Origin of the sequence: Shinella sp. CPCC 101442, from assembly GCF_024704725.1 — a bacterium.
GTDB lineage: Bacteria > Pseudomonadota > Alphaproteobacteria > Rhizobiales > Rhizobiaceae > Shinella.
The window spans coordinates 1-23,341 of record NZ_JALIQS010000008.1 but is presented as its reverse complement, the minus strand read 5'-3'; the positions used below and the strand labels follow the sequence as shown (position 1 = coordinate 23,341).

The window sequence follows — 23,341 nt, the reverse complement described above, 5'->3', positions numbered from 1 at the left end:
AGACGAAAATGTTCGACCAGTCGAAAGTCGTCGGCCTGCCAATCTCCCGCATAGATGGCCCCCTCAAGGTTACCGGCCAGGCTAGATATGCAGCGGAGCATTTCGAGCCTGGAATGCTGTTCGGTCACGTTGTGCTCGCGACCATAGCCTCGGGCCGCCTCATCGCAGTGGACGTGCGTGGAGCAGAGCGCGTGCCGGGTGTGATTAAGATCTACACTCACGAAAACCGGCCGAAGACGGCCTATCGCGATAGTAAGTGGAAAGACGCCGTGGCGCTGCCTGGCCATCCGTTCCGGCCACTCGAAAATGACCGTGTGCTGTTCGACGGACAGCCCGTTGCCTTCGTGGTAGCGGAAACGCCCGAGTCGGCGCGGGATGCCGCCGCACTGGTTCATATGCATTACACGGCCGAACTCACCCATACGGACATTGTCGCCGAGCAACACAACAGCTACGAACCCCCAGTCGCCCGGATGAAGCAGTTCTTGCCCCCGCCACCGCGTGGCGACGCCGAACAGGCATTCGCTGGCGCTTCGTACAAAATCTCTGCGGACTACATACTTTCGGGCGAGCATCACAATCCGATGGAGTTGTTTGCCGCCACCGTCCGCTTCGAAGGCGACGGCGCGTTCACCATTTACGACAAGACGCAGGGCTCCCAAAACAGTCGCGACTATGTTTGCGGTGTCTTTGACCTCGATCCGGACAAAGTCATCGTGAGAAATGACTTTGTCGGCGGGGCTTTCGGTCAGGCGCTCCGGCCCAAGCACCATCTGTTTTTTGCCGTCATGGCGAGCCTCGACCTCAGCCGATCGATCAAGGTCGAAATGTCCCGCCGGGAGATGTTCTACCTCACCTGGCGACCCTCCTGCATACAGACGGTGTCACTGGCCGCGGATACCGAAGGCAATCTGGAAGCCGTCCTGCACCATGCTGTGCACGCAACCTCGCGCCATGAAGATTATCAGGAAAATGTCGCGAACTGGTCCGGCCTTGCTTACAAGTGCGACAATGTGAAGATCAGCTACGAGATCGTAAAGCTCGATTTAGCAACACCGGGCGACATGCGCGCTCCCGGCGCGGCGACCGGCGTCAATGCCCTTGAAACGGCGATGGACGAACTTGCCTACGAGATTGGCATCGATCCGTTGGACCTGAGGATCCGCAACTTCGTTCACCGAGACCAGAACCTGGACAAGGCCATCACCTCCAAGGCGTTACATGCTTGCTATCGCGAAGGGGCGGCCCGTTTCGGCTGGTCGGAGCGCTCTCCCGCCCCGCGTTCCATGCAGGAGGGAAACGACCTGGTAGGTTGGGGTATGGCCAGTGGCATCTGGGAGGCAATGATGTCGAAGGGCGAGGCGAAGGTTCGCCTGTCAGCTGATGGCAAGGTCACCGTAAGCGCCGCCGCTTCCGACATCGGCACAGGTACCTATACTATCCTTGGCCAGATCGCAGCGGAGGTTTTCGATTGTGCTATCGAAGCCGTTACGGTCGATATCGGCAAGTCCGACCTGCCGAAAACCGGTGTCGAAGGCGGATCTTGGACGGCAGCCACCACCGGCTCGGCGGTCCAGACAGCCGCAAGGGCCGTTATCAAGAGCCTGTTGACCCATGCCCAGTCGATGGAACCCTCACCCCTTGCCGACGTGACCGACGAACAGGTCGAAATCGCCGAGGGACGTCTCGTTCTGGAGAGCAACCACCAGATCGGCATCGCGATCGCCGATATCATGGCCGCCAGCGGGCTTATCTCGATCGAGGAGCATGCCAAGGTCGGCCCCGACATGCTCGCAATGAAGAAATATGTCTCCTACAGTCATTCGGCGGTCTTCGTCGAAGTGAAGGTCGACGAACAGCTCGGGATTGTCCGGGTCACGCGCGTGGTGAGTGCCATCGCTGGCGGCCGCATCCTCAACCCAAAGACCGCGCGCAGCCAGATCCTTGGCGGCGTGGTGATGGGCATTGGCATGGCACTGCACGAAGAGAGCGCGATCGACCACCGGACGGGTCGCATCATGAACCACAATCTTGCCGAATATCATATCCCCGCCCATGCCGACATTCACGACGTCGACGTGATCTTTGTCGAGGAGGACGACGACAAGGCAAGCCCGATCGGCGTGAAGGGCCTTGGCGAAATCGGAATCGTCGGCGTCGCCGCGGCGGTGTCGAACGCGATCTTCCATGCCACCGGCAAGCGCATACGTCGTCTTCCGATCACGATTGACAAGATTCTCGAAAGCGAGACCGCCGAATGACCAACCATTTCGCGACCACACCGGTGCGCTACAGTCCTGATGTCGAGCATATCGATCCTGGCGAACCGCAGATTGCACGCGACCTCGCCGAAACGATGCTTTCCATTGCCCAAAAGACATATGCAGACAGTGGTCATGCCACCCGGGCGGTCCATGTAAAGAGCCACGGTCTGCTGAAGGCGCGCCTGGAGGTCTTGCCAGACCTCTCGCCACAACTCGCCCAAGGCCTTTTTGGCGAGGCTCGGACCTATGAGGCCGTCATCCGGCTTTCGACGGCACCGGGCGACCTGCTCCATGACAGCGTCTCCACGCCGCGTGGCATAGCGCTGAAACTGCTCGACATCGACGGCACCCGTCTGCCTGGTTCAGAACGCTCGACCAGCCAGGACTTCGTGATGCTCAATGGCAAGACATTCAATTCAGCGAGCGGAAAGGCGTTCTTGAGAAATCTCAAGGTTCTCGCCCTGACGACTGACCGTTTGGAGGGCATGAAGGAGTTTCTCTCCAAGGTCTTCAAGGGGCTCGAATCCGTCATCGAGGCGGTCGGAGTCGAGAGCGCTACGCTGAAATCGCTTGGCGGCAATCCGCAAACCCATATTCTCGGCGAAAGCTTCTTCTCGCAGCTGCCGCTACGCCATGGCGACTATATCGCCAAACTCGCCATCGTCCCCGCTTCGCACAATCTGCAGGCGCTGGCCGAAAGACGGCTCGACACGAGCAAGGATCCGGATGTCATCCGCCATGAGGTCGAATCCTTCTTCGCCAGGGAGACGGCCGTCTGGCACCTCCAGGTGCAGCTATGCACCGATCTTGCCACGATGCCTGTCGAGGGCGTGGACGCGTGGAACGAGGAGATAAGCCCTTTCTTGACCATCGCCCACCTCGTCACCGAGCCCCAGCCCGCCTGGAATGAAGAGCGGTCCGAGATCGTCGATGACGGCATGCATTTCAGCCCGTGGAACGGTCTAAAGGCCCATCAGCCGCTCGGCTCGATCATGCGACTGCGCAAACTGGCCTATGAGAAATCCGCCGCTTTTCGCTCGCAGCGCAACCTGACACCCGTGAGCGAGCCCGTTTCCTGTCCCTTCGCACATGGTGCGCGTCAATAACTGGAAACGTCTTTCACGCTTGCGAAAGCTCTCATAAGCGATTGGCCCACCGTCGAGCATCCCCAGTCGAGGCCCGGAACATTGCGTCTACTCCTTCCGTTTAGGAAGCTCCAACAGGAGAACGACAATGGATCATACAAACCACATCCGTCTGGCCGCTTCCGAACTCACCCCCGATGTCCTCGAGGGTGCCACCGTTTATGGAGCCGATGATCACAAGGTTGGAAAGGTCGATCACGTCCATGGCGCCGGCGAAGGCATCACAGCCATTATCGATGTCGGCGGCTTCCTTGGTATCGGCGCTAAGCCTGTCGCAGTTCCTCTGGCAGAGCTCGCCTTCATGAGGGACGAGGATGGCGACGTTCATGCCGTGACGGCCTGGACGAAGGATCAGCTCAAAGAGATGCCAGAGCATCGTCACTGAGATCGTCAGGGCTTCTACGTAGCGGCTCGCTCCATGGGGAGCGGGCCATTTCTTCGAGCACCGTTCAGGTGAAAATGCATAGCGCTCCCGGTGCTATTGATCATCCTCGGATGGCAACGCCCGCACAACGTCCGTTTGAGATGGTTGGCCGTCTGCCTCCGTACTCCGCGTTGGGCTTTCCTCAACGTTCGACGTCGTGGCAGATGTCGTCACTCGGTCCGTCGTTATTGGCTGCGATGTTACCGAGCCATCCGCCGCTGCGACGCGCGACACCGTGTTTCCCGCATCATCCGCGATCAGCAGGACACCCTTGCCGTCGATCCCAAGCCCGACCGGTCGCCCGTGCACCCGGTCGTTTTCAAGAAATCCCGTGACGATATCCTGCGCCTTTCCGGCAGGCCGTCCCTCGCTGAACGGGACATAAATGACCCTATAGCCATTGAACGCATTTCGATTCCATCTTCCGCGATTGCCGACAAAGGCACCATTTCGAAAGGGTTCCGGCATCCGCGGAATCATTGGTGAAGAGCAAGACCGAGGGCCGCGACGGGGCTCGACAAGGCGTAATCGGGTGCGATCGCCGTCTCAACGAGATCAGGACGCTCCGGACGGACACGCGGATCGACATCCTAGCTGTACTAGCTCCACGGCCATCCATAAAAGCCGCCCCCCTTCACGGATGTCATGTAGTCAGGGAACGAGATTTGGGCCAAGCTCGTCGCGCTCGTTCACCACCGTCCACAGCGCGCATGTCTGGGGATGAAAGTTGGCGAATGCCCGATGCAAAAACCTTTGCTGCACCCGACTGGCGATCGACCTGCCGAATTGCGGCACGCCCCTTCTCCGCCTGGATCCCCTTTCGCCCTCGTTGGAGTTGGATCCGACCGAAGCGTATAAGAAGCGGCCGTCGGGGCTGAGGGCGAGATCCTTTGTCCAATGGTGGTTGATCGGCCCGCCGGGCAGAGGTGTGAAGATCCGGGGCTGCGCCGTGATCGCGCCGCCACCAAGCTCGTAGGGAGAGGCGACAATTGCATCGGCAGCAGCGACGTTAGAGCGTGTTTTCATACCAGGCGACGCCGATCGGCGAGTTTGAGTCCAGTCAGAAGGTCGCCCCGCTCGTCAACGGTCCCGTTCCGATCGGTGTCGCGTAGGAGGGTGATGCGGTTTGTTTCGCCACCGCCAACCGCATCCCCTGCCGCCATGGACATGATCCAACCGCGGATGATGTCCTTCGGTCGCTGGAGCGGCTTACCGGCCGGCGCCTTCGACTGGACCACAAAGACGTCGCCATTCGGAAGTGTGTGAACGCTGCGCGGGTTTGCCAGATCCTGTGCATAGGCAGTGACCATCAAGGCATCCGGAACTTTTGGAAGCTGGCCACCATGCCAGCCAGCGACCGGCGCGACAGTGAGATCCGGGATAGGGGCCTGCGAGGGCTCCGGCAGAACCGGATTGCGCCCCATCTGTTGAGCTGTATCGAACTCACCTTCGCTTCCGCTGCAGCCTACGAGGGCGGCGCCGGCGAACAAGGCTGCGATTGAAATACGGATCGTAGACATGTGAAGCTCCCCTACGGCCGACAAGCGCCGTGACAGCCATGATCACTACCGTAGCGATCGAAACCGCCAGCCCATAGGGAATGACGCCGGTCCAGCCGTCCGCCGCGTGGATGAAACTATTGAGGACGGCAAGTGAAAACGCGATCACCCGTCCGATGAGAGCGATCCAGCTCGGTCCGTTAACGATAGCAACCGCGCCGAAGACGAGGCCCGCAAGAAGCAACCATTCGGAGAAGTGAAGCCATAGACGGTTCATCTTTTGCCAGTCGGTCACATCCGTCAGAACTCTACCCCGCTTTCAGGGGTTATTGCTCGTAAAGGGGTCCGCTGCGCGAGCTTCATGACGTTAGATCGATTGCCAGAAAGCCACCGCAATCGAATGACGACACGTCCGCCGGAAGCCATCGCGACCTCTGGCGGACTGCGCACACACACACACACACTGCTCACATGTTAACCTTGGCATTATCACCCATGTCCGGTCGAGCGCTGCTGACCGCGGCGGCCGCCATCTTGATATAGCTGATGATGGTACCCGGGCTGTCCCAGTATTCAGCAAAATGCGGAGTAACCTTCAGAACACGGATCGAAGGATCGTCGGGATTGTCCCACCACGCCTTTGCGGGGGTTGCCCAGAGATCACGGATCTTCTCGCGGTCGTCGAGAACCTCGGCCGTGCCGGATATCGATACGTACTTCTGGCCTTTGGAATCGGCGAACGCCAGGCAGACATTTGGCTGCTGGGCAATCTCGTCGTCCTTATGGCTGTTAACGTCCGTCAGAAAGTAGAATGCGTTCTCAATGATCTCGGTATAGGCCGCCATCGGTCGCGCACGCAGCGTGTCTCCGGTGTGCGTCGCAAGCATGCAAAAGCCGATCTTCTCGGCAAGTTCCCATACCTTCCCTTGTTCGTCGTCAGTATGCGCCATTGTCTTCTCCTCAGATTATGAACGGGTTTCAGTGCGTGCCTCTGCTAATCTAGGTCGATAAGCGAAATACCGAGATCAGGCCGATGACTGCGCTTCAGTTCGGCGGGTGTTTCCCGCAGCACTACCTCGAGCGTGGGCCGGACATAACCTTCCAGAAAATGGCCGCCCTTCGTGCTTCCGTCAGAGAAGCCGAGGACCACGTGCAGGTGCAAACTCGCCCTGCCGCTATCGTCCAGGGCAACATCGCCCAGCATGCTGAGCACCTCCGACTGCACCTCGACGGGTATCTTGTGATAGTTTCTCGTTTCGAATTCGAAGAAGGCGATCGTCGCCGCACGAAACGCGCCGATCGCTGTAATCGACGCGGCGGTCACGTTTTCACGTTCGGCAAAACTGGTGATGCATTTGAAGGCCTCGTCCCCTTCGTCGAGCACGAGGATAAAAGTACGCTCGCCTGCGTCGCTGGTCAGTAGTTTGTGCTTCATCGTTTCCTCCGTTGTTAGGAGGAAAGGCGATCGGACCGTTTCTGTTCCACAAAATTTTGGGGACGCCAATTCAAGGTCTGCCGAGCCCACACGTCTCAGATTCTCGCATCAACAGGCTAGTCCGTCGGATGCATGCCAACGAGCCGAAGGATGGCTTCAGGTAAGCCCGCCCATCAGGCGGCGATATTCCGCCTCCGGCCGTCCATAGGAATCGTGCGCGAAGGCCTCCAGGCCGGGACGGTTTCTGATGATGACGCTGCCGCGCAGCGATCGGATGAGCCCTTCGCCTTCCAGAACATGCAGCGCGGTCGTGACACTCGGCCGTCTGACGCCCAAGAGGACAGAGAGGAGTTCGTGTGTTACCGCCATGTCGTCGCTACGTGAACGGTCGTGGCACATGAGAAGCCAGCGGGCGAGCCGCTCGTTCACCTCGTGCACCGCGTTCGACACTGCCGTATGCGCCAGCTGCACGGCGAAGCTTTCCATCGACCGGTTCATGATCTGCACGAAAGGCTTGCTCCGATCCATCCAACGCCGAAAGTCGTCGAAGTCCAAGCTGTAGCCTTCGGCATCGAGCTGAACCGCCACATCGTAGGAACTGATCCGCGCCCCGGTGACAGCGGCGGTGGGAATGTAACCATCAAAGCCGAAGATGCCGGCCTCCGCACGCCGGCCTGTTGGGGTCGTGATCACGACAGAACCGATACCGGAAGTTAGAAAGTACACCGCATCAATCTGCCGATCCCGGTGGGCAAGCTCCATTCCCTTCGGAAGGACAGCGTGCTTCAGGTCCGGCGCCAACATTTCAAAGTCGACATCCGGTAGAAGCTGCAGGAGATTGTTCGCGGGCGCGAAGCGCAGAGGAGCGGCCATGTTCATGCCTCCTGTTTTCGGGCCGCGGCACAGATGAGTGCTTGGCACCGACACTTCGGGGATGATACCGACGATCCATTGAGCTTACGCCTTCCTATGTAAGCCGCAAGGGCGAGAACGCGAACGCCACAATATGTAGGAGGCGACGGAACGCAAGAGCGGCCGGCCCAATCCTCAGGGCCGGCCGTTTCATCAACATCAAACGAATACGGTCTGTCGACCGCTCAGCGCCGGTAACGCAGACGTTCCTGTTCGATCTCGGCGGGACCGTACGGATCCAGCGTTTCGTCGAAGCGTGTCCAGCCCTGCTCGGTATAGGCCGCACGACGCTCAGCCGGATCGACCAGGTTCGAATGGCGAAGGATTGCTTCCGCCTCGGGATAGAGGCTGTCCTCGACGCGGGCGGTCACAAGTGTGCCGCCGCGGCGCACACCTTCGGCATAGACATGGGCGTGTTCTTCAGACACACCGGATTCCGTCATCGCACCGATAAGGCCTCCCGCCGCACCACCGGCAACCGCACCGGCAGCTGCACCGGCCGCCGTGGCGGCAAGCCAGCCTGCCGCAACCACCGGGCCGACGCCGGGTATGGCCATGATGCCGAGACCGGTCAAAAGACCGCCCACTCCGCCGACGGCCGCGCCGATGCCGGCGCCAGCACCAGCGCCTTCCGCTGCATTCGTATCGCCTGTGCGACGCTCATCCACATTGTTCGACATGATGCTTATATCGTCCGAGGGGATGCCGCGTGCCTCAAGGGCGTTGACGGCCGCCTGTGCGTCCGAGTAGTTGTCAAAAAGTCCGGTGGCAGTTTTTGTCATGGGGATTTCCTTTTAGTTGGCGACGATGTTGCCCTGGTAGTCGAGCGCGACGTTGACGGGTTTGCCGGCCTTCGTCGCGGTGCCGTGCCAAACGCCCTTGTCGTCGAGCTTGAGCCCGGCGATGTCGGCGTAGCCGGCTTCCACGATGCGCTCTTTGGCCTGGTCTTCAGTGAAGCTGTTTGCACCCTCGACCGGTGCAGTGGCGTTCTTATCATCCGGCGTCGCAATGGCGGGTGTGTCACCATCGGTAGCGGGCGCCGTGGAGGTCTGGGCGAAGGCGCCAAGGGTCGATGCGCCGACAAATGCGGCGGCGAGCAATAGCTTTTTCATGGTGTCTCCTCGTTGTCAGCCTGTAAAGGCTAGGATCAAACCGAGATCGAAGCGTTTGGTTCCTCAGTAATTTTCGAGCGCGTAAAATAACTGCGGTTGTATCGCCGCATTAGATGACAATGTTGCCATAACCAGGCTTCTGCCCTTGCCGGCGCCGCCCTGCGAGCCATATCCCTCTTTAGGGAACCTCCCATGGAGCACCGCCATTCGCCGTCGCGCCCTGCCCCTCCTCCTGATCCCATTATCCGGGTGTTCCGGCATGCAGTCGGCTCTGGACACTGCCGGCGATGAAGCGGCGGCCATTTATACGCTCTTTCTCGTCATGGTCTTCGGAGGCGCCCTCGTCTGGTTGGCCGTCGTCGCGCTTCTCCTCTATGCCGCAAAGCGTCGCGAGGTCCCCTGGCGTGAGGTGACAGCGGCGCGACTGATCGCCTGGGGCGGGGTTGCCTTTCCGGTCATCGTGCTCGTAACACTCCTCGCCTACGCAGTCTGGCTTTTGCCTGCCATCCGCCCGTGGCTGGCGCGTTCTGCAACCGGTCTAAGGCCGATCGAAGTGACCGGCGAGCAATTCTGGTGGCGTATCCGCTATCCTGCCGTTGAGGGCATACCCTCCTTCGAAACCGCAAATGAACTGCGTCTTCCAGTTGGCGAACGCGCCGTCTTCTCCCTTACGGCAGCCGACGTCATCCATTCCTTCTGGATACCGGTCCTTGGCGGAAAGGTGGACATGATCCCCGGCCGCACCAACACGCTGTCCCTGTTGCCGACGAAGGCGGGCGTCTTCCGCGCGCCTTGCGCCGAATTCTGCGGAACGTCTCATACGCTGATGGCCTTTTCCGTCATCGTCATGGAGCCTGCGGACTTTACCGCGTGGAGGAGCGCGCAGGCGGCCGGTGACAGTCCGCGCGGCGGCGACGGCGAGCACTTATTCGCCCGGTATGGCTGTGCGGGCTGTCATGGAGTGCGCGGAGAGACAGCATCAACGAGTGTCGGCCCGGACCTCACCTTCTTCGGTCAGCGCCAGACAGTCGGCGCCGGCGCGCTCGCCAATACGGCTGAAAACGTCGCCCGCTTCATCCGAAATCCCTCCGTGGTGAAACCCGGTGCCAAAATGCCGGCCTTCGACATGCTGCCCGATAAGGAAATCGCCGTCATTGCCAGGTATCTCGTGGGGCTTAAATGACCGGGGCTGTCGAAACACAAATTTCGGCAGACGCGCACAACGCTGAAGAAGCCGAGCTGCGAGCAGTTTGGCGCACGCCATCCGGCTGGCGCTACTGGACGTCCGTGAACAATACCGAGATTGGCCTTTGGTATGGTGCTGCCGCCTTCATCTTCATGCTGTTTGCCGGCGTTCTGGCGCTGCTCGTGCGTGTTCAGCTCGCCGTGCCCGAGAACGACTTCCTCTCCGCTGACACGTTCAACCAGGCCTTCACGCTCCACGGCACCGTGATGATGTTTCTTTTCGCCGTGCCGATCTTCGAGGCGGCGGCGATCTTCCTTTTACCTTCGATGCTCGGCGCGCGCGAGCTCCCCTTCCCCCGTCTCTCCGCCTTCGGGTTCTGGAGTTTCGCGCTCGGAGGGGTCTTCGTCTGCGGGTCGATCTTCTTCGGCGCGGCACCCAATAGTGGCTGGTTCATGTATCCGCCGCTCGCCACCGACAAGGAATACTCCGGCATCGGCGCGGATATCTGGTTGCTCGGCCTGTCCTTCATCGAGGTGGCGTCGATCGCCGCCGCCGTCGAGCTGATCGTCGGCATCATGAAGTGCCGTGCGCCCGGGATGCGCATCAACATGATGCCGCTCTTCGCCTGGTATCTGCTGATCGTCGCCGGCATGATCCTCTTCGCCTTCCCGCCGCTGATTGCCGGCGACATCCTATTCGAGATGGAGCGGACGTTCGACTGGCCGTTCTTCGACGCGGCGCGCGGCGGCGATCCCCTGCTGTGGCAGCACCTGTTCTGGATCTTCGGCCACCCGGAGGTCTACATCATCTTCCTGCCGGCCATCGCGCTGATGGCGATGATCGTGCCGACCTTCGCGCAAAGACCGATCGTCGGCTATTCCTGGATCGTACTCGCCGCCGTCGGAACAGGCTTCCTGAGTTTCGGCCTGTGGGTGCACCACATGTTCACCACCGGCCTACCGCAGATCTCGCTCGCCTTCTTCTCAGCCGCCTCCGAGGCGGTGGCGATCCCGACCGGCGTGCAGATCTTCGTCTTCATCGCCACCATGCTCGCCGGCCGTGTCATCTTGTCCGTGCCGATGCTGTTTGGCGCAGGCGGACTCGCAATCTTCATCATCGGCGGGCTGACCGGTGTCATGGTGGCACTGGTGCCGTTCGACTGGCAGGCGCACGACACCTATTTCATCGTCGCTCACCTGCATTATGTGCTGATCGGCGGCATGCTTTTCCCAGTCGTGGCCGGCATCTATTATTATTACCCGCTGCTGAATGCGCGGAAACTTTCAGACCGGCTGGGGAAAATCGCTTTCTGGCTGATGTTCATCGGCTTCAACGTGGCCTTCTTCCCCATGCATCTCGCGGGCCTGCGCGGCATGCCGCGGCGCGTCTTCACCTATCCCGCCGATATCGGCTGGGACTGGTTCAATCTGATCTCCACCATCGGCGCCTTCATCTTTGCCGCCGGGGTTGCTCTCGTGGTGATCGATGTTTTGCGACCGAAACATCGCCAGCCGAAGGAGGAGGCGAATCCCTGGAACGCCGGTACACTGGAATGGATCAGCGAACCGGAGGAGAAATGGGGTGTGCGCTCGATCCCCATTATCAAGAGCCGCTATCCCATCTGGGACCAGCCGGGGCTGATCGAGGACATCAAAGCCGGCCGTTTCTACCTACCCGACGTCAAGGACGGTGCACGCGAAACGCTGGTTACGTCCGTGCTTGATGCCGAGCCCATCCAATGCCTGCGTGTCGGCGGCACCTCGACACTCACCATCATCGCCGCCTTTTCGCTCGGCGGCGTCTTCGTCGCGCTGACCTTCCATTGGTGGATCACGACGATCGTTTGCGCGCTCATGACGATTACGGCGATCATTGCCTGGCTCTGGACTGGCACCTCCGTCATTCCCAGGGATGAGATGCGTGACGTCGGCCTCGGAAAGACCCTGCCGCTCTACACATCCGGACCGAGCTCGGTCGGCTGGTGGGCGATGTTCATCACCATGGCGGGTGACGGTACGGCCTATGCCAGCCTGATGTTCGGCTACTTCTTTTACTGGACTATCCACGAGGATTTCACTGCTGGCCATCCCGGCCCCGGCATGCTCTGGCCGCTCACGGCCGCCGGCCTCTTCACGAGCGCCTGGCTAGTCATGCTTCTGGCACGCAGGGTCAACTCAGGCAACAGGTCAGTTCTGACCCGCCTTTCGATCCTGCTCTCTCTGCTGCTCACACTTGCGGCAGGTTGCGCCGGTCTCGCCGGACCCTATTTCACCGGCATGGACCCGACCACGCACGTCTATCCGGCCATCGTCTGGGTCGTCGCCCTTTGGACGGTTGCGCATGGCGGCGTCGGCGTCATTATGCAGGTCTACTGCCTGGCACGGAGCATTGCCAGCAAAATGGACGCGCGCCACGACATGGATTTGCGCAATGTCGTGCTCTACTGGCATTTCCTCGTCATTACGGCGATCAGCTCCTTCGCCGTGCTCGGCTTGTTTCCAGGATTGAGGTGACCGATGCGCCTGATCCCCAAGGAAATCGAAAGCCTCTGGACCCTCTTCACCGCCCCCACCATCTGGGCGCTTCATTTCCTCGCCTGCTACATCACCGTAGCCGTCTTCTGTGCCAAGGCAGGTTCAGCCTCCGTCTCTTTCGATGCGATGCGCCTCGCCCTTGGCGCCGTTACGATCGCGGCACTCGCGGGCATCGCGGCCTCGGCCTATCTTGCGTGGAGGCAATGGGGTTTCGGTTCAGGCGACCCGCCGCATGACGAACCGACGCGCAGGGACCGCCTCCTCTTCCAGGGATTCGCAACGCTGCTGCTCTCCGGCCTGAGTTTCGTCGCGGTTGTGTTTGTCGCCGTGCCGCTCTTATTGATCGGAGCGTGCCAGACATGAAAAGCATTGCGCTCCCCGTCGGCATTGTCATTCTCTGTCTTGCCCTCATCCTCGGCTTTGGATCGAACTCCTTCACAGTCCACATGGTCGTGCACATGGGAATCGTCGCCGTGGCAGCCCCCCTGATCGCCCATGGCCTCGTCGGCGCGCGGCGCGACCCGATGGCGCGTTGGACCTGGATGACCCCGATGCTGGCCTCGCTGATCGAACTCGTCGTGATCTGGTTCTGGCATCTGCCAGTGCTACGCGCCGCCGCAGATGCAAGTCACCCGCTCACGCTCATTGAGCAGATCGGTTTTCTCGCTGCCGGCCTACTACTATGGATCGCTTGCCTACGGCCGGGCGAGGGGCGGCTCGCCGGGACAGTAGGATTGTTGTTCACCTCGATGCACATGACCCTTCTCGGCGTGCTGCTGGCGCTGGCGCCGCGCCCTCTCTATGGCGACGGCGCTGTCCGCTGTTTCGGTATTTCCCTTCCCGCTGCTGCCGACCAGCAAATCGGCGGTGTGGTGATGTTGGTGGTGGGAGCATTTGCTTATCTCGTCGGCGGCATCGTCCTTCTTGCTGGCGTCCTGCGGGACGGTGAAACACTGCGCGAGGGGCCAAGATGCTGATCGGCTGGAGACATATCGTCGTCCTCCTACTTGCCGGCGTTCTGGGTGCGCTTCTTGTTGCCTGGTCTGGACTGATCAGCGTCAAGGCAAGCACCGGCCATTGGAAGATCACGGATATCGTTCTGCACTGGGTGATGCGATCGTCCGTCCGCACAGCCGCGATCGGCACGACTGTTCCGGTCTTTACCGAGGGCATGTTACCGATGGCGGCCGGGCATTTCGAGGCCGGGTGTGCGATCTGCCACGGCTCGCCTGCCGGGTCGCGACCGGACAGTGTTGCTAAAATGCTGCCACCGCCGCCCGATCTGAAGGATAAGATCGCCGCCTGGAGCGACGCAGAGTTGTTCCAGATCGTTCAGCATGGCGTGCGCTATACGGGTATGCCTGCCTGGCCGGTCGCCGGTCGCGAGGACGAGGCGTGGGCCATGGTTGCCTTTCTGCGCCGGTATCCTGAACTCGACGCCAACGGTTATCGTGACCTGGCGGGTAGTTTAGAAACGGAGCCGACGTTGGAAGGTGTGATCGAAACCTGCAACGGGTGCCATGCGCCCGAACGCATCAAACCGCGAAGCCTGATACCACGGCTCGCCGGCCAATCTGCCACCTATCTCGAACAGGCCCTTGCCGCCTATGCTGATGGAACGCGGCCGAGCGGTATCATGGTGGTGGCGATAGAGAGATTGGACGGAGAGGATCGCCGCGCCCTCGCCCGTCACTTTGCTGCCGAGCCCGCGCGCTTACAGGGCTTGGCCTCCGAGAACGCGGCTCGTGGAGAAGCGCTTGCTGTCACTGGCGATCCTGTCCGGCGCATCCCCGCCTGCCTGTCATGCCACGACAAGTCAGAGGCAAATCCCGCCTTCCCGCGCCTTTCCGGCCAGCCGGCTTCCTATCTCGAAAATCAGTTGAGACTTTTTGTCGGGAAAAACCGCGGCGGAGGACCGTTCAGACACGTCATGGAAAAGGCCGTCGCCAACCTCAAGGAGGGTGACATTAATGCCCTGGTGGCCTACTTTGCCGACCGTAAGGCGCAGTAACTGCATTTGCGTGGAATTTTGGATTGATCGGCACCTCAGTGAGCGCGAAAGCGGTCCGCCGCTCGGGTCCATGCTCCCCTCGCGGATGGTAAGTGCGCATCCCACCCGCTCTTGAACACTCCACGTCGAGCGCATGCATCTGAAAAACAGGACTATTTTGAAAAGATCCGCATCGGAGTAGATGCCCTGCACGACGCAGGGCATCTGGATGCGCCAATGCGAAGTGATCTGGCCTAGAACACCGCGATGTACTTCAACAGCGCAATTATCCCGATGATTATCACGATGATCTGCGCGATTTGCTTCGCGCGTCCGTCAAGCGGCAACCGTCCAATGAGATAGAGAACCAGCACGATTACCAGGAAGGTGATCAAAATGCTGATAAGTACCGATGTAGCCAAAGCCCCAACTCCATAAGCCAGCGCTGAATTGCGTGGCAAAGGCGTAAATATGGCGTGAGCGCGCAAAGGAAAGGGTGGGACTGCCGTACTGCGGCTTCTTTCCGACTAGACCAATATGCGCGTAGCGCGAAGCCGGCGCGCTGGCCTCTGATTTTGGTTGTACCAAATCCAACGCCCCATCGCCGGCGATAGCGAACAGCCAGAGGCTCCGTCACAGTCGGCGCTTGTGTTCGCATATACTCGAGAGGAGGTGGCTTCAATGGAAGAAGGGACGCCGAACGCCAAACCGATATTTCTCTACCAAATCAATTTCGTAGATGAGGAAACTCGACGAGAGGGCGGGATTCGAACCCGCGATGCGGATTTCCGTACGCCGCATTTCGAGTGCGGTGCTTTCGACCACTCAGCCACCTCTCCGCTTTGTTGGTCGGCGCACGGGGGCGCGGGCTGTCTCATAGCGGCAAGTCCTGCCGCGGTTGTCCAGGTCAATCTTGCTTCGATGGGAGTGGCCGGAGTGTGCCTGCGGCAGCGAAGCTTCTCCAATTCATACAATTGGCACGTTCCGCTGCAGCGCTGCAGCGTGCAACCGCTCATGGATGCCATTTGTGGCCGGTGCAATCATGTAACCGCTCTCCAGATCGCCAATCATCACTGATTGGTCGCGCGGGGCGACAAGCCAATGAAGTCCGATCAGGCCGCAAGTCAATGCGTCAAGTGTTGATTGCCACTGAGAACTGACCCGGGCGCGGATGCGGATAAAAAGTTGGACTGGTTGTGGGTTAAGCCCAAGGCTGTTTCGATATTCGATGGGACTGAGGACGCCAAGTGACAGTTTGATGCGCTTTTCGTTGTACCAATGGATTTAGGCGTCCACCTCTCTGACAAACTGCTCGATCGTGGTCGCCCTCCAGTCTCTAGGATAGAAGAGTTCTGTTTTCAGCCGACCGAAGAAGCCTTCGCAGGCCGCGTTGTCTTACGAACAGCCCTTGCGAGACATTGAGCGGACCAGCTTTGCATCGCCTGTCCTTGTGAGCAGCCCGGCCAGCGATGGTGGGCTCCGCGATCAGAATGAACGATAGGCCGCGCATCAATATCGGCCACGGTTTCGATAGCGGCTTCCAGCATGGTATTGACCAGCCCCGCATCCGGCTGTGTTCCAATGAGTTTCAGCGCGTCATTTGTCCAAAGACGTTTGCCCACGAGCGGTGATATCCGGCCAAAGGTTTTGGCAGTTCGTTGATGCCTATTCGCTGTCTTGGGCAGAATGCCGGCAACGCCTTTGACTGATGTCTCCAGTCGAAAATTCGAGCGCGTCCTGCCGGGCAGAAAGCGCTCGAACGGCGCGGAGAGTATTCGCCAAACTGGCGGGATACCAGGTTAGACCAAAAGAAAGTCGCTGGTGGAGAGCGTCGAAACGTTGTCTAGGGTCGCGAGGAGGACGGATTCCTTGTCGCCGCCCTTGCCGTCCGCATCGAACCAAAGCCGGTGCGTGTCCTTTTCGTAAAGGAAGGTTGGGCCTGATGTCGTGAAGACGGCGTCGTCGGCGAGCAGGAGCTTGATCCCGCTTCCGGCCTTGATGCCGAAGGCGGTGTCGTCGATGGCGATTTTGTCCTCGCCACGTTTGAAGTCGGTGATCTGATCGCCGCCGTCGGTGACGTAGTTGAACTGGAACATGTCCTTGCCCGATCCACCTGTAAGCTGATCGCCGCCGGACCCGCCAATCAACGTATCGTTTCCGCCACGGCCTTGCAGGATATCGTCCTTGCTGCCACCGTACATCCATTCGCTGGCATTCGTACCCCTGATATCATCGTCCTGGCTGGTGCCCCAGATCCGCTCGATATTCTTGACCGTCAGGCCGCGGGCGAGGCCATCGTTCTTGGTGTTGTCGAGCAGGTCGAGTTTCACCGAGGTGTCGTAGCCGTAATAGTTGAAGTCCAGCGTGTCGACACCGGCGCCGCCATCGAAGACGTCCTTGCCGGTGAACTCGTTGCGGGTGAAACTATCGTCCCCGGCGCCACCCAGCAGCGTGTCATTGCCGGCATCGTCGTAGAGGAAATCCCTGCCGTCGCCGCCGTTGAGCGTGTCGTTGCCCTCCCTGCCGCGCAGCGTGTCGCTGCCGGCGCCGCCGGTCACGATGTCGTTGCCCTTCGTGCCGGTGAAATCGAGCGCTTCCATGCCGGAATAGGAGGTGGTGGCGTTGACCTTCACCGTGCCGGTGCCGGAGGTGAACTTGACGCCGGTCGTCAGCGTCGAGACGTCGACATAGACCGTATCCGTGCCGGCGCCGCCGATGGCGGCGTCGCCGTTGTTGATGTGGACGTAGTCATCGCCGGCGCCTGCATCGATCGTGTCGGCCGCTGCGTCGTCGCTCGATCCGGCCGCCCAGATCGTGTCGCGGCCATCGCCGCCCTTCAGTGTGTCACGGCCGTTGCCGCCATAGATCCAGTCGTCGCCGCCAAGCCCGACAAGTGTGTCGTTACCGTCGTTGCCGTCGAGCGAATCCGACAGGTTGCCACCGGTGAACTTGTCGGCACCGGAGCCGCCGGTAATGTCGATGCGCTCGAAATTCCTCAGCGTGACATCGCCGTTGACGACGGTCGCGTTGGCGCTCAGCGTGAAGGTGAGGGCCTTGGTGGTTTCGTTGCGGTCGATGACGGCGAGGTCGCTGCCTGCGCCGCCGTCGGCGTTGAGCGTGCCGAAGGTGTAGCCGAGGCCGGCGTTGAACTCCACGCTGTCATTGCCCGCGCCGAGATCGAGCGTCGTCGTATCCCCGCCGGCATGGGCCTCGAAGATTGACAGATGCACCTCGTCGTCGCCGTCGCCGGCCGACAGGTTGTTGTTGCCGCCAAGATCGTACAGCACGTCGTCACCCTTACCGGCGACGATCTTGTCGTTGCCGAGTCCGCTGTCGAGCAGGTCGTCGCCGGCGCTGCCGTAGAGCTGGTCATTGCCGCTGTAGGACTTGAACCAGACGCTTTGGGCATTGCCGGCCTTGAGGACGTCGTCGCCATAGGCGGAGGTGAAGATGTTGAAGATTTCGGTGTTCTGCGCGTAGGAGCCGTTCGACAGCGTTCCCTTGCTGTTGACGACGTCGAAGGTGTAATTGATCGTCTGGTAGCTGTAGACGTCGATATAAACCGTGTCCGTACCCGAGCCGCCGTCGATCGCGTCCTTGCCGGAGCCGGCGAATATCGTGTCGTTGCCCGCTTCGCCATAGAGCTTGTCGTTGCCAGCACCGCCATCGACGGAATCGTCGCCTGCGCCGGCCTTGACCGTGTCGTCGCCGTCGTAGGTGACGATGTGGTCCTTTCCGCCCAGCGTGACGATCGTGTTCCTGTCGTTCGTGCCGTAGAGATCGTAGTTCTCGACATTGACGATGGTCGTGCCGTCGGCGAGCGTATTAACGACCGTCGAGGCCTTGGCCGTGAAGGTGCCCGAGATGTTGCGGATCTCGATCTCGTCGATGCCGGCACCACCGTCGACTTTGTCGGCGCCATCCGCCAGGGTGATCAGGATCTCGTCGTCGCCATCACCGGCATTCACGGTGTTCGTGCCGCTGCCGGTGATGATGTAATCCGCACCTGCGCCGCCGTTCAGCGTGTCGTTGCCGTCGCCGGCCCACAGATAGTCGTCGCCGCTTCCGCCATTCAGCACGTCATTGCCATCTTCGCCGTAGAGCGCGTCGTCACCGTTGCCGCCGATGATATTGTCGTTGCCGGTCCCGCCCTGCAGGTTGTCGTCGCCATAGCTGCCGTCGAGCTTGTCGTCGCCGTCGCGGCCGTAGAGATAGTCATCGCCCTGGCCGCCGGAGAGCGTATCCTTGCCGGCGCCGCCGTCGAGAGTGTCGTTGCCCCCGTTGCCGGAAAGCGTGTCGTTCCCGTCCTGCCCGTTGAAGCGGTCGTTCCAGTGGCCACCGGTCAGCGTGTCGGCAAAATTGGTGGCCGTGACCCAATATTGTTCGATGTTCTTGACGGTGAAACCGGCCATGTTGACCGACGTGGTCGGGTCTTGAACCGTGAACTTGATACCGGCCGTGTTGTATTGCAGGTTGATGTCGACCGTATCCGTGCCCAGCCCGCCATCGACGATGTCACCCTTCCAGTCGCCGATGGAATAATCGGTGAAGCGATCGTCGCCCATTCCGCCGGACATCGTATCGGCACCGCCACCGCCCGAAAGCGTGTCATCGCCCTGGTCGCCCGACAGCGTGTCCGTGCCGAGGTCGCCATAGAGGGTATCGTCTTGAAAACCGCCGCTCAGCGTGTCGTTGCCGTCGCCGCCCGACAGGTTGTCGCGGGCAAACACGCCGTAGATCTTATCGTGGCCGCCCTGGCCAAAGATGTAATCCTGGTCAAGGCCGCCGGTCAGCGTTTCCGATGCATTTGTTCCATATTTCGTCGCCACTTTTCTCACCCATAACTCTATTTTTCGGACAACAGCGACCACCCGCCACCCGCCGCATGGGTGGCCGAAAAGTGCTGTATAAACATTGGAGGTCAGGCCGCCGCAGTTCGATGGCGAGTACATTCCCGCCGTGACCGCATCTGCTCACAAGCAAGGGGGCGACCGTGTTCCCTGGGGAACAGGTATCGATACGGGTCGCGGTACGCAGGTTTTAATTGGCATTGGGAACACGGTTGCGGCCACGCACTTGGGAACTGCGGTGCGAACGGATTGACTGGAAGGTCGAGGTCAAATGGTCGCGCTGGAAAAGCAGCCTTCGTCGTTCGGAGAGCTACTCGCCATAAACCAAGCCGCATGCAAATGCGGGGTTAATCGTGGCGCTGAAATTCAAGGCTATGAAAAAACCATTTAAAACAAGCTAGTAGTGAAATTTTGGCAGAAGAGGTGGGGTTCGAACCCACGATACCGTTGCCCGTATGCCGCATTTCGAGAGCGATTACATCAGGCGTCCTCGCGGGAGTAGAACATCCGGGCAGACGCCTAGATGATCGAACGGTGCTTGATCGGATTGAAGGTCATGGCAGGGAACATCTCGAAGAGATACTTGGCGAAACTCTCCCTTGCCTCATCGGAGGCTTCGAAACAAGGCTCCGCAGTCAATTCGTCAAAGACCGTTTTCAACGCAACCAGCTCTTCCGGCTGAAACGTTCCCCTGGAAGTGTAGCTGCCCACGCCCGCCTCCTCTTTGCGATAGGCGCAAGTCTAGAGTTGCGGTGGTTCAATTCCAAGCGGCAACAGCGTACGAGACGGCACCGAGTGGGTCTTTGGCTTGGTTTGGACGTTACTCAGCAACATCTCGGGGAACATGGCTATCGACGCCATACGTCAAAAGTCCACCGGCCCGCACTTCGCGCAGGCCCTTCACCCGGCGTAGGAACTGGATCAGCTAACGCCGTTCGTCCTGGCTATCGACGGCGCCGTCAAGTTCAGCAACCCCATCGCGGATCGTGAGATCGAGCATTTGAAGATCAAACCGCCCGTCCCGATCAAGTGCTTCGAGAACCCATGCCCCAAGAGCGTCGTCCGAAATTGCCTCATGCGCATTTTCAGCAAATGCTCCCTTTTCTCCTTCGACATCCCGCCCGGTCGGGCCCGAAGTGATCTCGATGCCTTCGTTTTCGACCCGGTCCAAACCAGCGCCGGTTATCCCGTAGGGCGCATTCTGACCAGCGCGACGCGCATCATCGCTGTCGGCATAGGGCCAACCGACGCGGACATCGCGCTCCTCGTAGTCGAGAAAGTCTTCCTCGCGTGACACTTGCTTGTGATCGGTCATGGTCACGCTCCAGTCATTCAATCGGTGGGGTATGTAAACAGGCCAATCCCGTGAGGAGCGCCATTGTTCCCTTTAAGGCGCGCTAGGGCGGCCGATCTCGTCCTCAAGCATTTTTCGCGCACGGTTGACCCGACTTTTCACCGTTCCGATTTCGCACGCACATAACCGGGCCGTGTCGATATAGCTGACGCCCATTGCGACGAGCAGCAATGCGCGGCGTGATCGCGGTGGGAGACGGCCGATTGCGCAGCACAACTCGCTGCGCCGAACCGCCCATTCCTGCGGCGCACTGATACTGAGCCGCTCAAAGAGGCCGTCGTCCAGTCCAACCGGTTCCCGGCAGCGGCGGCGATACTCCGTGTTGAACGTATTGCGCATAATCGTGAAGAGCCACGAGCGAAGTTGCGTGTTTGCATGAAACTGGTGCGAGGAGCGTAGCGCGCGCATCACCGTCTCCTGGACAAGGTCTTCCCGTTCGCTCACCGAGCGGGTCAGCCTCTGGGCAAACCGCCTCAGCGCAGGCAACTGCACCTCAATTTCACCATGAACCGTTTGAGCTGGGTCCTCGCAGAGTAGAGCGTCCATTAATCCCTCCATTTTGAAGGGAACGAACCGCTATGGCGATAGTTGCGGTACGATAACGTACGGACGCGACGACAAGAGAATGGAACACATCGCGACTTCGTCAGTCTGTTGCGAAGGCCAATGATGCTCAGAGGCGACCATGACCCATTATTTCTTTCACATTCGCAGTCGAACGGAACGGATCGAGGATCGGGAAGGAGGAGATTTCGATACCTTGCAGGCCGCACTTGCCGAGGCACGCGTCGCGGCCCGCGAAATACTAGCCGAGGATGTGCGCAAAGGGCAACTGGACGAAACGCGTCTTTTCGAGATCGTCGACGATCAGGGAGAGCTGGTGGCGCGCATGCCGTTTTCCGAAGCGCTCACGTAGTCGACTGTCCGAGCGACGCCCCGATAAGCCTTCCATATTCCTTCTCGCATTCGCCGTACGCATCTCGCGCGAATGCTTCAAGGCCCGTCCGGTTTCGAACACTGACGACGCCGCGCTCGGAATAGATGAGTTTCTTGCCTTCCAGCACATGCAGCGCTGTCGTCACGCTCGGGCGCCGGACGGCGAGCATGACCGCCATGAATTCATGCGTTAGGCTGATATCTTCTCCATCCACGCGGTCGTGGCACATCAAGATCCAGCGCGCGAGCCGCTCGTCAATGTGATGAACTGCATTGGAGAGAGCCGTATAGGCCTGCTGAACCGCCAACGCCTGCGTATAGCGCGCAAACAAGGTATGAACTTCGCGATCTTCAGAAAGAACCGCTTTCAGAACCGACGAAGGTATCCGATAGGCGTCCCCTTGCATTTGCATATGGATGGAAAAGGGGTCCGCATCCACACCTAAGATCGCCGCCGTCGGACACATGCCGTCCCGACCAATTATCCCGATTTCGCTATGCTGGCCCTCTGGAGACCGGATAACGACGGATGCGATCCCGCTTTCGAAGAAATAGGCATGCTCCATCGGCTGATGGGGTGAGGAAAGCTGGTGCGAACGCGGCACCTCTATCCTCTCAAGATATGTTTCAAACCGTACCAGGCTCGTTTGCGGTAAGCGCCGAAGCAAGTAGTTTTGAAACCCGCTCTGCCAAACGTCTGCCATCCGACATTCCTATGCGGTTCACCGACCGCACATCTGCCCAAGGCTTCGGTCTTTCCTACAGTCAATTGCTGTCCATCTATGACCGCAGAGCTGATGACACAAGCCAGAGCCAGCTGTCGGTACGGAAGCGGACAAAGGAAAGAATATGTCCCAGGCGGCTGAAGACGCGGAGACGAACAAGAGCGAGTATTGTTCGCTCCCTAGCATTGAAAATGTCGCTTGCGCCGGGCTGAGGTCCATGCGTTCGACCATGTCACCTTATCGGCTATGCAGCGCGACTTCAGAGCTCTTGGCCACCGTGCGGTATCGCCTCGAGAACCAACCGAAACGTCACGATTGGAACACGATTGGCGTCTTGCAGTTCGACGGAGATGGTGTCGATCGGTTCATTTGGGAGCCCATCTATAGCCATCTCTGCCAGGAGGGTCTTTGCCTCGCCCTTTGCCTCATCCAGATTTTCGAAGTCGAAACCGCGGTCCGGCTGCAGCACGCCGTCCTGATCCTGTATCTTGAAGTAAAAACGCCCCATCGCCGCCTCCTGAGTTAGCGGGACAACGCCCAAACGGGGCGAACGTTCCTAGAGGACAGGGCGTCCAACGTTCGGGGGGAACGTTGGCAACAGAGGAGCTTCAGGCCTCCGTCAACTGCCAAAAGCAAGCACGCCCTCCCTTGCGGGAGATCGGTCTGTAACTATCAGCCGAATTCCTTTGGAGAAGGACCGCGCGAATCTCCCCTTGCCGGATACCGGCATTCAACGCGCAGGAGAGCGGTGAAAAGGTCCGACTGCGACCGGAGAGCTTTGCCGATCACTGCATTCAGGCGCGTCAGTTCTATATCAGCCAGACGCCGCCCGAACAGCGACACATCGGTATGGCGCTGAGCGCATGATCTCGCACCTTCGCAACATCGACGAGACGCTGGCCAACAAGGTCGCGCTCCATGCCGAAACCGGCCGATGCAGCGGTCGAGACGCGTCAGGATCTGGAGCCCTCTCCC

Annotated in this window: 21 protein-coding genes, 1 tRNA gene and 4 pseudogenes; 10 read left to right on the top strand and 16 right to left on the bottom strand. The window is 59.9% G+C overall.

The features are described from left to right. Window positions 1–8: 8 nt before the first annotated feature. The 3 genes from MUO32_RS23625 (at window position 9) to MUO32_RS23615 (ending at window position 3,794) form a co-directional block, all read left to right on the top strand. The gene (locus tag MUO32_RS23625) at window positions 9–2,261 is read left to right on the top strand and encodes a xanthine dehydrogenase family protein molybdopterin-binding subunit (RefSeq protein WP_257950831.1); all 2,253 of its coding nucleotides are present in this window, start codon (window positions 9–11) and stop codon (window positions 2,259–2,261) included. Then, window positions 2,258–3,370: a catalase family protein gene (locus tag MUO32_RS23620; protein WP_257950830.1), complete on the top strand. Its 1,113-nt coding sequence runs from the start codon at window positions 2,258–2,260 to the stop codon at window positions 3,368–3,370. Before MUO32_RS23625 ends, MUO32_RS23620 begins: the two co-directional genes overlap by 4 nt. Before the next feature lie 127 nt (window positions 3,371–3,497). Next, the gene (locus MUO32_RS23615; RefSeq protein WP_257950829.1) at window positions 3,498–3,794 is read left to right on the top strand and encodes a PRC-barrel domain-containing protein; all 297 of its coding nucleotides are present in this window, start codon (window positions 3,498–3,500) and stop codon (window positions 3,792–3,794) included. Window positions 3,795–3,887: 93 nt separating this feature from the next. Here the strand turns inward: MUO32_RS23615 and MUO32_RS23610 are convergent. From MUO32_RS23610 to MUO32_RS23585, 6 genes and pseudogenes are all read right to left on the bottom strand, one after another. Continuing rightward, window positions 3,888–5,353, bottom strand: a pseudogene (locus tag MUO32_RS23610) (sorbosone dehydrogenase family protein). A 446-nt stretch (window positions 5,354–5,799) separates the two neighbouring features. Then, window positions 5,800–6,282, bottom strand: coding sequence for a pyridoxamine 5'-phosphate oxidase family protein (locus MUO32_RS23605; protein ID WP_257950828.1), 483 nt, complete (start codon window positions 6,280–6,282; stop codon window positions 5,800–5,802). 44 nt (window positions 6,283–6,326) lie between these two features. Beyond that, window positions 6,327–6,767: a PPC domain-containing DNA-binding protein gene (locus tag MUO32_RS23600; RefSeq protein WP_257950827.1), complete on the bottom strand. Its 441-nt coding sequence runs from the start codon at window positions 6,765–6,767 to the stop codon at window positions 6,327–6,329. Between the two features lie 156 nt (window positions 6,768–6,923). Continuing rightward, window positions 6,924–7,640 carry a Crp/Fnr family transcriptional regulator gene (locus MUO32_RS23595; RefSeq protein WP_257950826.1) on the bottom strand — a complete coding sequence of 239 codons (717 nt, stop codon included), beginning with the start codon at window positions 7,638–7,640 and terminating at the stop codon, window positions 6,924–6,926. A gap of 224 nt (window positions 7,641–7,864) precedes the next feature. Further along, complete coding sequence (locus MUO32_RS23590; RefSeq protein ID WP_257950825.1) at window positions 7,865–8,461, bottom strand: general stress protein; 597 nt, start codon at window positions 8,459–8,461, stop codon at window positions 7,865–7,867. Between the two features lie 12 nt (window positions 8,462–8,473). After that, the gene (locus MUO32_RS23585; RefSeq protein WP_257950824.1) at window positions 8,474–8,791 is read right to left on the bottom strand and encodes a PepSY domain-containing protein; all 318 of its coding nucleotides are present in this window, start codon (window positions 8,789–8,791) and stop codon (window positions 8,474–8,476) included. Between the two features lie 259 nt (window positions 8,792–9,050). Between MUO32_RS23585 and coxB the strand changes: the two genes are divergently transcribed. The 5 genes from coxB to MUO32_RS23560 are packed head-to-tail and all read left to right on the top strand — an operon-like array spanning window position 9,051 to window position 14,522. Beyond that, entirely contained in the window at window positions 9,051–9,974 is a 924-nt protein-coding gene (gene coxB / locus MUO32_RS23580; protein WP_257950823.1) for a cytochrome c oxidase subunit II, read from the top strand. Further along, entirely contained in the window at window positions 9,971–12,490 is a 2,520-nt protein-coding gene (gene ctaD / locus MUO32_RS23575; RefSeq protein WP_257950822.1) for a cytochrome c oxidase subunit I, read from the top strand. Before coxB ends, ctaD begins: the two co-directional genes overlap by 4 nt. 3 nt (window positions 12,491–12,493) lie before the next feature. Further along, on the top strand, window positions 12,494–12,874 hold the full coding sequence (locus tag MUO32_RS23570; protein ID WP_257950821.1) for a hypothetical protein: 381 nt from the start codon (window positions 12,494–12,496) through the stop codon (window positions 12,872–12,874). Beyond that, complete coding sequence (locus MUO32_RS23565) at window positions 12,871–13,488, top strand: cytochrome c oxidase assembly protein (protein ID WP_257950820.1); 618 nt, start codon at window positions 12,871–12,873, stop codon at window positions 13,486–13,488. The genes MUO32_RS23570 and MUO32_RS23565 overlap by 4 nt, the downstream gene beginning before the upstream one ends. Beyond that, window positions 13,482–14,522 carry a c-type cytochrome gene (locus MUO32_RS23560; RefSeq protein WP_257950819.1) on the top strand — a complete coding sequence of 347 codons (1,041 nt, stop codon included), beginning with the start codon at window positions 13,482–13,484 and terminating at the stop codon, window positions 14,520–14,522. The genes MUO32_RS23565 and MUO32_RS23560 overlap by 7 nt, the downstream gene beginning before the upstream one ends. 233 nt (window positions 14,523–14,755) lie before the next feature. Here the strand turns inward: MUO32_RS23560 and MUO32_RS29340 are convergent, their stop codons facing one another. The 8 genes and pseudogenes from MUO32_RS29340 to MUO32_RS23525 all read right to left on the bottom strand — a co-directional run bounded on the left by MUO32_RS29340 (window position 14,756) and on the right by MUO32_RS23525 (window position 21,251). Next, on the bottom strand, window positions 14,756–14,923 hold the full coding sequence (locus tag MUO32_RS29340) for a Thivi_2564 family membrane protein (protein WP_308311332.1): 168 nt from the start codon (window positions 14,921–14,923) through the stop codon (window positions 14,756–14,758). A 330-nt stretch (window positions 14,924–15,253) separates the two neighbouring features. After that, a tRNA-Ser gene (locus MUO32_RS23555) sits at window positions 15,254–15,340 on the bottom strand. A 127-nt stretch (window positions 15,341–15,467) separates the two neighbouring features. Next, window positions 15,468–15,647: pseudogene (locus tag MUO32_RS23550) on the bottom strand (DUF429 domain-containing protein); the annotation flags it as partial. Between the two features lie 57 nt (window positions 15,648–15,704). Beyond that, window positions 15,705–16,084, bottom strand: a pseudogene (locus tag MUO32_RS23545) (transposase); the annotation flags it as partial. Window positions 16,085–16,300: 216 nt separating this feature from the next. Then, entirely contained in the window at window positions 16,301–19,330 is a 3,030-nt protein-coding gene (locus MUO32_RS23540) for a calcium-binding protein (RefSeq protein WP_257950818.1), read from the bottom strand. Between the two features lie 540 nt (window positions 19,331–19,870). Then, window positions 19,871–20,062: a hypothetical protein gene (locus MUO32_RS23535; protein WP_257950817.1), complete on the bottom strand. Its 192-nt coding sequence runs from the start codon at window positions 20,060–20,062 to the stop codon at window positions 19,871–19,873. A 214-nt stretch (window positions 20,063–20,276) separates the two neighbouring features. Further along, window positions 20,277–20,666 carry a hypothetical protein gene (locus tag MUO32_RS23530; RefSeq protein WP_257950816.1) on the bottom strand — a complete coding sequence of 130 codons (390 nt, stop codon included), beginning with the start codon at window positions 20,664–20,666 and terminating at the stop codon, window positions 20,277–20,279. 72 nt (window positions 20,667–20,738) lie between these two features. After that, entirely contained in the window at window positions 20,739–21,251 is a 513-nt protein-coding gene (locus MUO32_RS23525; RefSeq protein WP_257950815.1) for a sigma-70 family RNA polymerase sigma factor, read from the bottom strand. A 139-nt stretch (window positions 21,252–21,390) separates the two neighbouring features. On the opposite strand from MUO32_RS23525, the gene MUO32_RS23520 reads away from it, so the two are divergent. After that, complete coding sequence (locus MUO32_RS23520) at window positions 21,391–21,621, top strand: hypothetical protein (protein ID WP_257950814.1); 231 nt, start codon at window positions 21,391–21,393, stop codon at window positions 21,619–21,621. Here the strand turns inward: MUO32_RS23520 and MUO32_RS23515 are convergent. Both MUO32_RS23515 and MUO32_RS23510 read right to left on the bottom strand, forming a co-directional pair. Further along, entirely contained in the window at window positions 21,614–22,345 is a 732-nt protein-coding gene (locus MUO32_RS23515) for a Crp/Fnr family transcriptional regulator (protein WP_257950813.1), read from the bottom strand. The genes MUO32_RS23520 and MUO32_RS23515 overlap by 8 nt on opposite strands. A gap of 280 nt (window positions 22,346–22,625) precedes the next feature. Continuing rightward, window positions 22,626–22,874 carry a hypothetical protein gene (locus tag MUO32_RS23510; protein WP_257950812.1) on the bottom strand — a complete coding sequence of 83 codons (249 nt, stop codon included), beginning with the start codon at window positions 22,872–22,874 and terminating at the stop codon, window positions 22,626–22,628. 138 nt (window positions 22,875–23,012) lie between these two features. Between MUO32_RS23510 and MUO32_RS23505 the strand changes: the two are divergent. After that, window positions 23,013–23,341: pseudogene (locus MUO32_RS23505) on the top strand (catalase HPII); the annotation flags it as partial.

What these genes read in the sequence shown, in the direction of transcription:
- MUO32_RS23625 (WP_257950831.1), top strand. Translation starts at nt 9, where the DNA reads ATGTTCGACCAGTCGAAAGTCGTCGGCCTGCCAATCTCCCGCATAGAT.
- MUO32_RS23620 (WP_257950830.1), top strand. Translation starts at nt 2,258, where the DNA reads ATGACCAACCATTTCGCGACCACACCGGTGCGCTACAGTCCTGATGTC.
- MUO32_RS23615 (WP_257950829.1), top strand. Translation starts at nt 3,498, where the DNA reads ATGGATCATACAAACCACATCCGTCTGGCCGCTTCCGAACTCACCCCC.
- MUO32_RS23605 (WP_257950828.1), bottom strand. Translation starts at nt 6,282, where the DNA reads ATGGCGCATACTGACGACGAACAAGGGAAGGTATGGGAACTTGCCGAG.
- MUO32_RS23600 (WP_257950827.1), bottom strand. Translation starts at nt 6,767, where the DNA reads ATGAAGCACAAACTACTGACCAGCGACGCAGGCGAGCGTACTTTTATC.
- MUO32_RS23595 (WP_257950826.1), bottom strand. Translation starts at nt 7,640, where the DNA reads ATGGCCGCTCCTCTGCGCTTCGCGCCCGCGAACAATCTCCTGCAGCTT.
- MUO32_RS23590 (WP_257950825.1), bottom strand. Translation starts at nt 8,461, where the DNA reads ATGACAAAAACTGCCACCGGACTTTTTGACAACTACTCGGACGCACAG.
- MUO32_RS23585 (WP_257950824.1), bottom strand. Translation starts at nt 8,791, where the DNA reads ATGAAAAAGCTATTGCTCGCCGCCGCATTTGTCGGCGCATCGACCCTT.
- coxB (WP_257950823.1), top strand. Translation starts at nt 9,051, where the DNA reads ATGCAGTCGGCTCTGGACACTGCCGGCGATGAAGCGGCGGCCATTTAT.
- ctaD (WP_257950822.1), top strand. Translation starts at nt 9,971, where the DNA reads ATGACCGGGGCTGTCGAAACACAAATTTCGGCAGACGCGCACAACGCT.
- MUO32_RS23570 (WP_257950821.1), top strand. Translation starts at nt 12,494, where the DNA reads ATGCGCCTGATCCCCAAGGAAATCGAAAGCCTCTGGACCCTCTTCACC.
- MUO32_RS23565 (WP_257950820.1), top strand. Translation starts at nt 12,871, where the DNA reads ATGAAAAGCATTGCGCTCCCCGTCGGCATTGTCATTCTCTGTCTTGCC.
- MUO32_RS23560 (WP_257950819.1), top strand. Translation starts at nt 13,482, where the DNA reads ATGCTGATCGGCTGGAGACATATCGTCGTCCTCCTACTTGCCGGCGTT.
- MUO32_RS23530 (WP_257950816.1), bottom strand. Translation starts at nt 20,666, where the DNA reads ATGACCGATCACAAGCAAGTGTCACGCGAGGAAGACTTTCTCGACTAC.
- MUO32_RS23525 (WP_257950815.1), bottom strand. Translation starts at nt 21,251, where the DNA reads ATGGACGCTCTACTCTGCGAGGACCCAGCTCAAACGGTTCATGGTGAA.
- MUO32_RS23520 (WP_257950814.1), top strand. Translation starts at nt 21,391, where the DNA reads ATGACCCATTATTTCTTTCACATTCGCAGTCGAACGGAACGGATCGAG.
- MUO32_RS23515 (WP_257950813.1), bottom strand. Translation starts at nt 22,345, where the DNA reads ATGGCAGACGTTTGGCAGAGCGGGTTTCAAAACTACTTGCTTCGGCGC.
- MUO32_RS23510 (WP_257950812.1), bottom strand. Translation starts at nt 22,874, where the DNA reads ATGGGGCGTTTTTACTTCAAGATACAGGATCAGGACGGCGTGCTGCAG.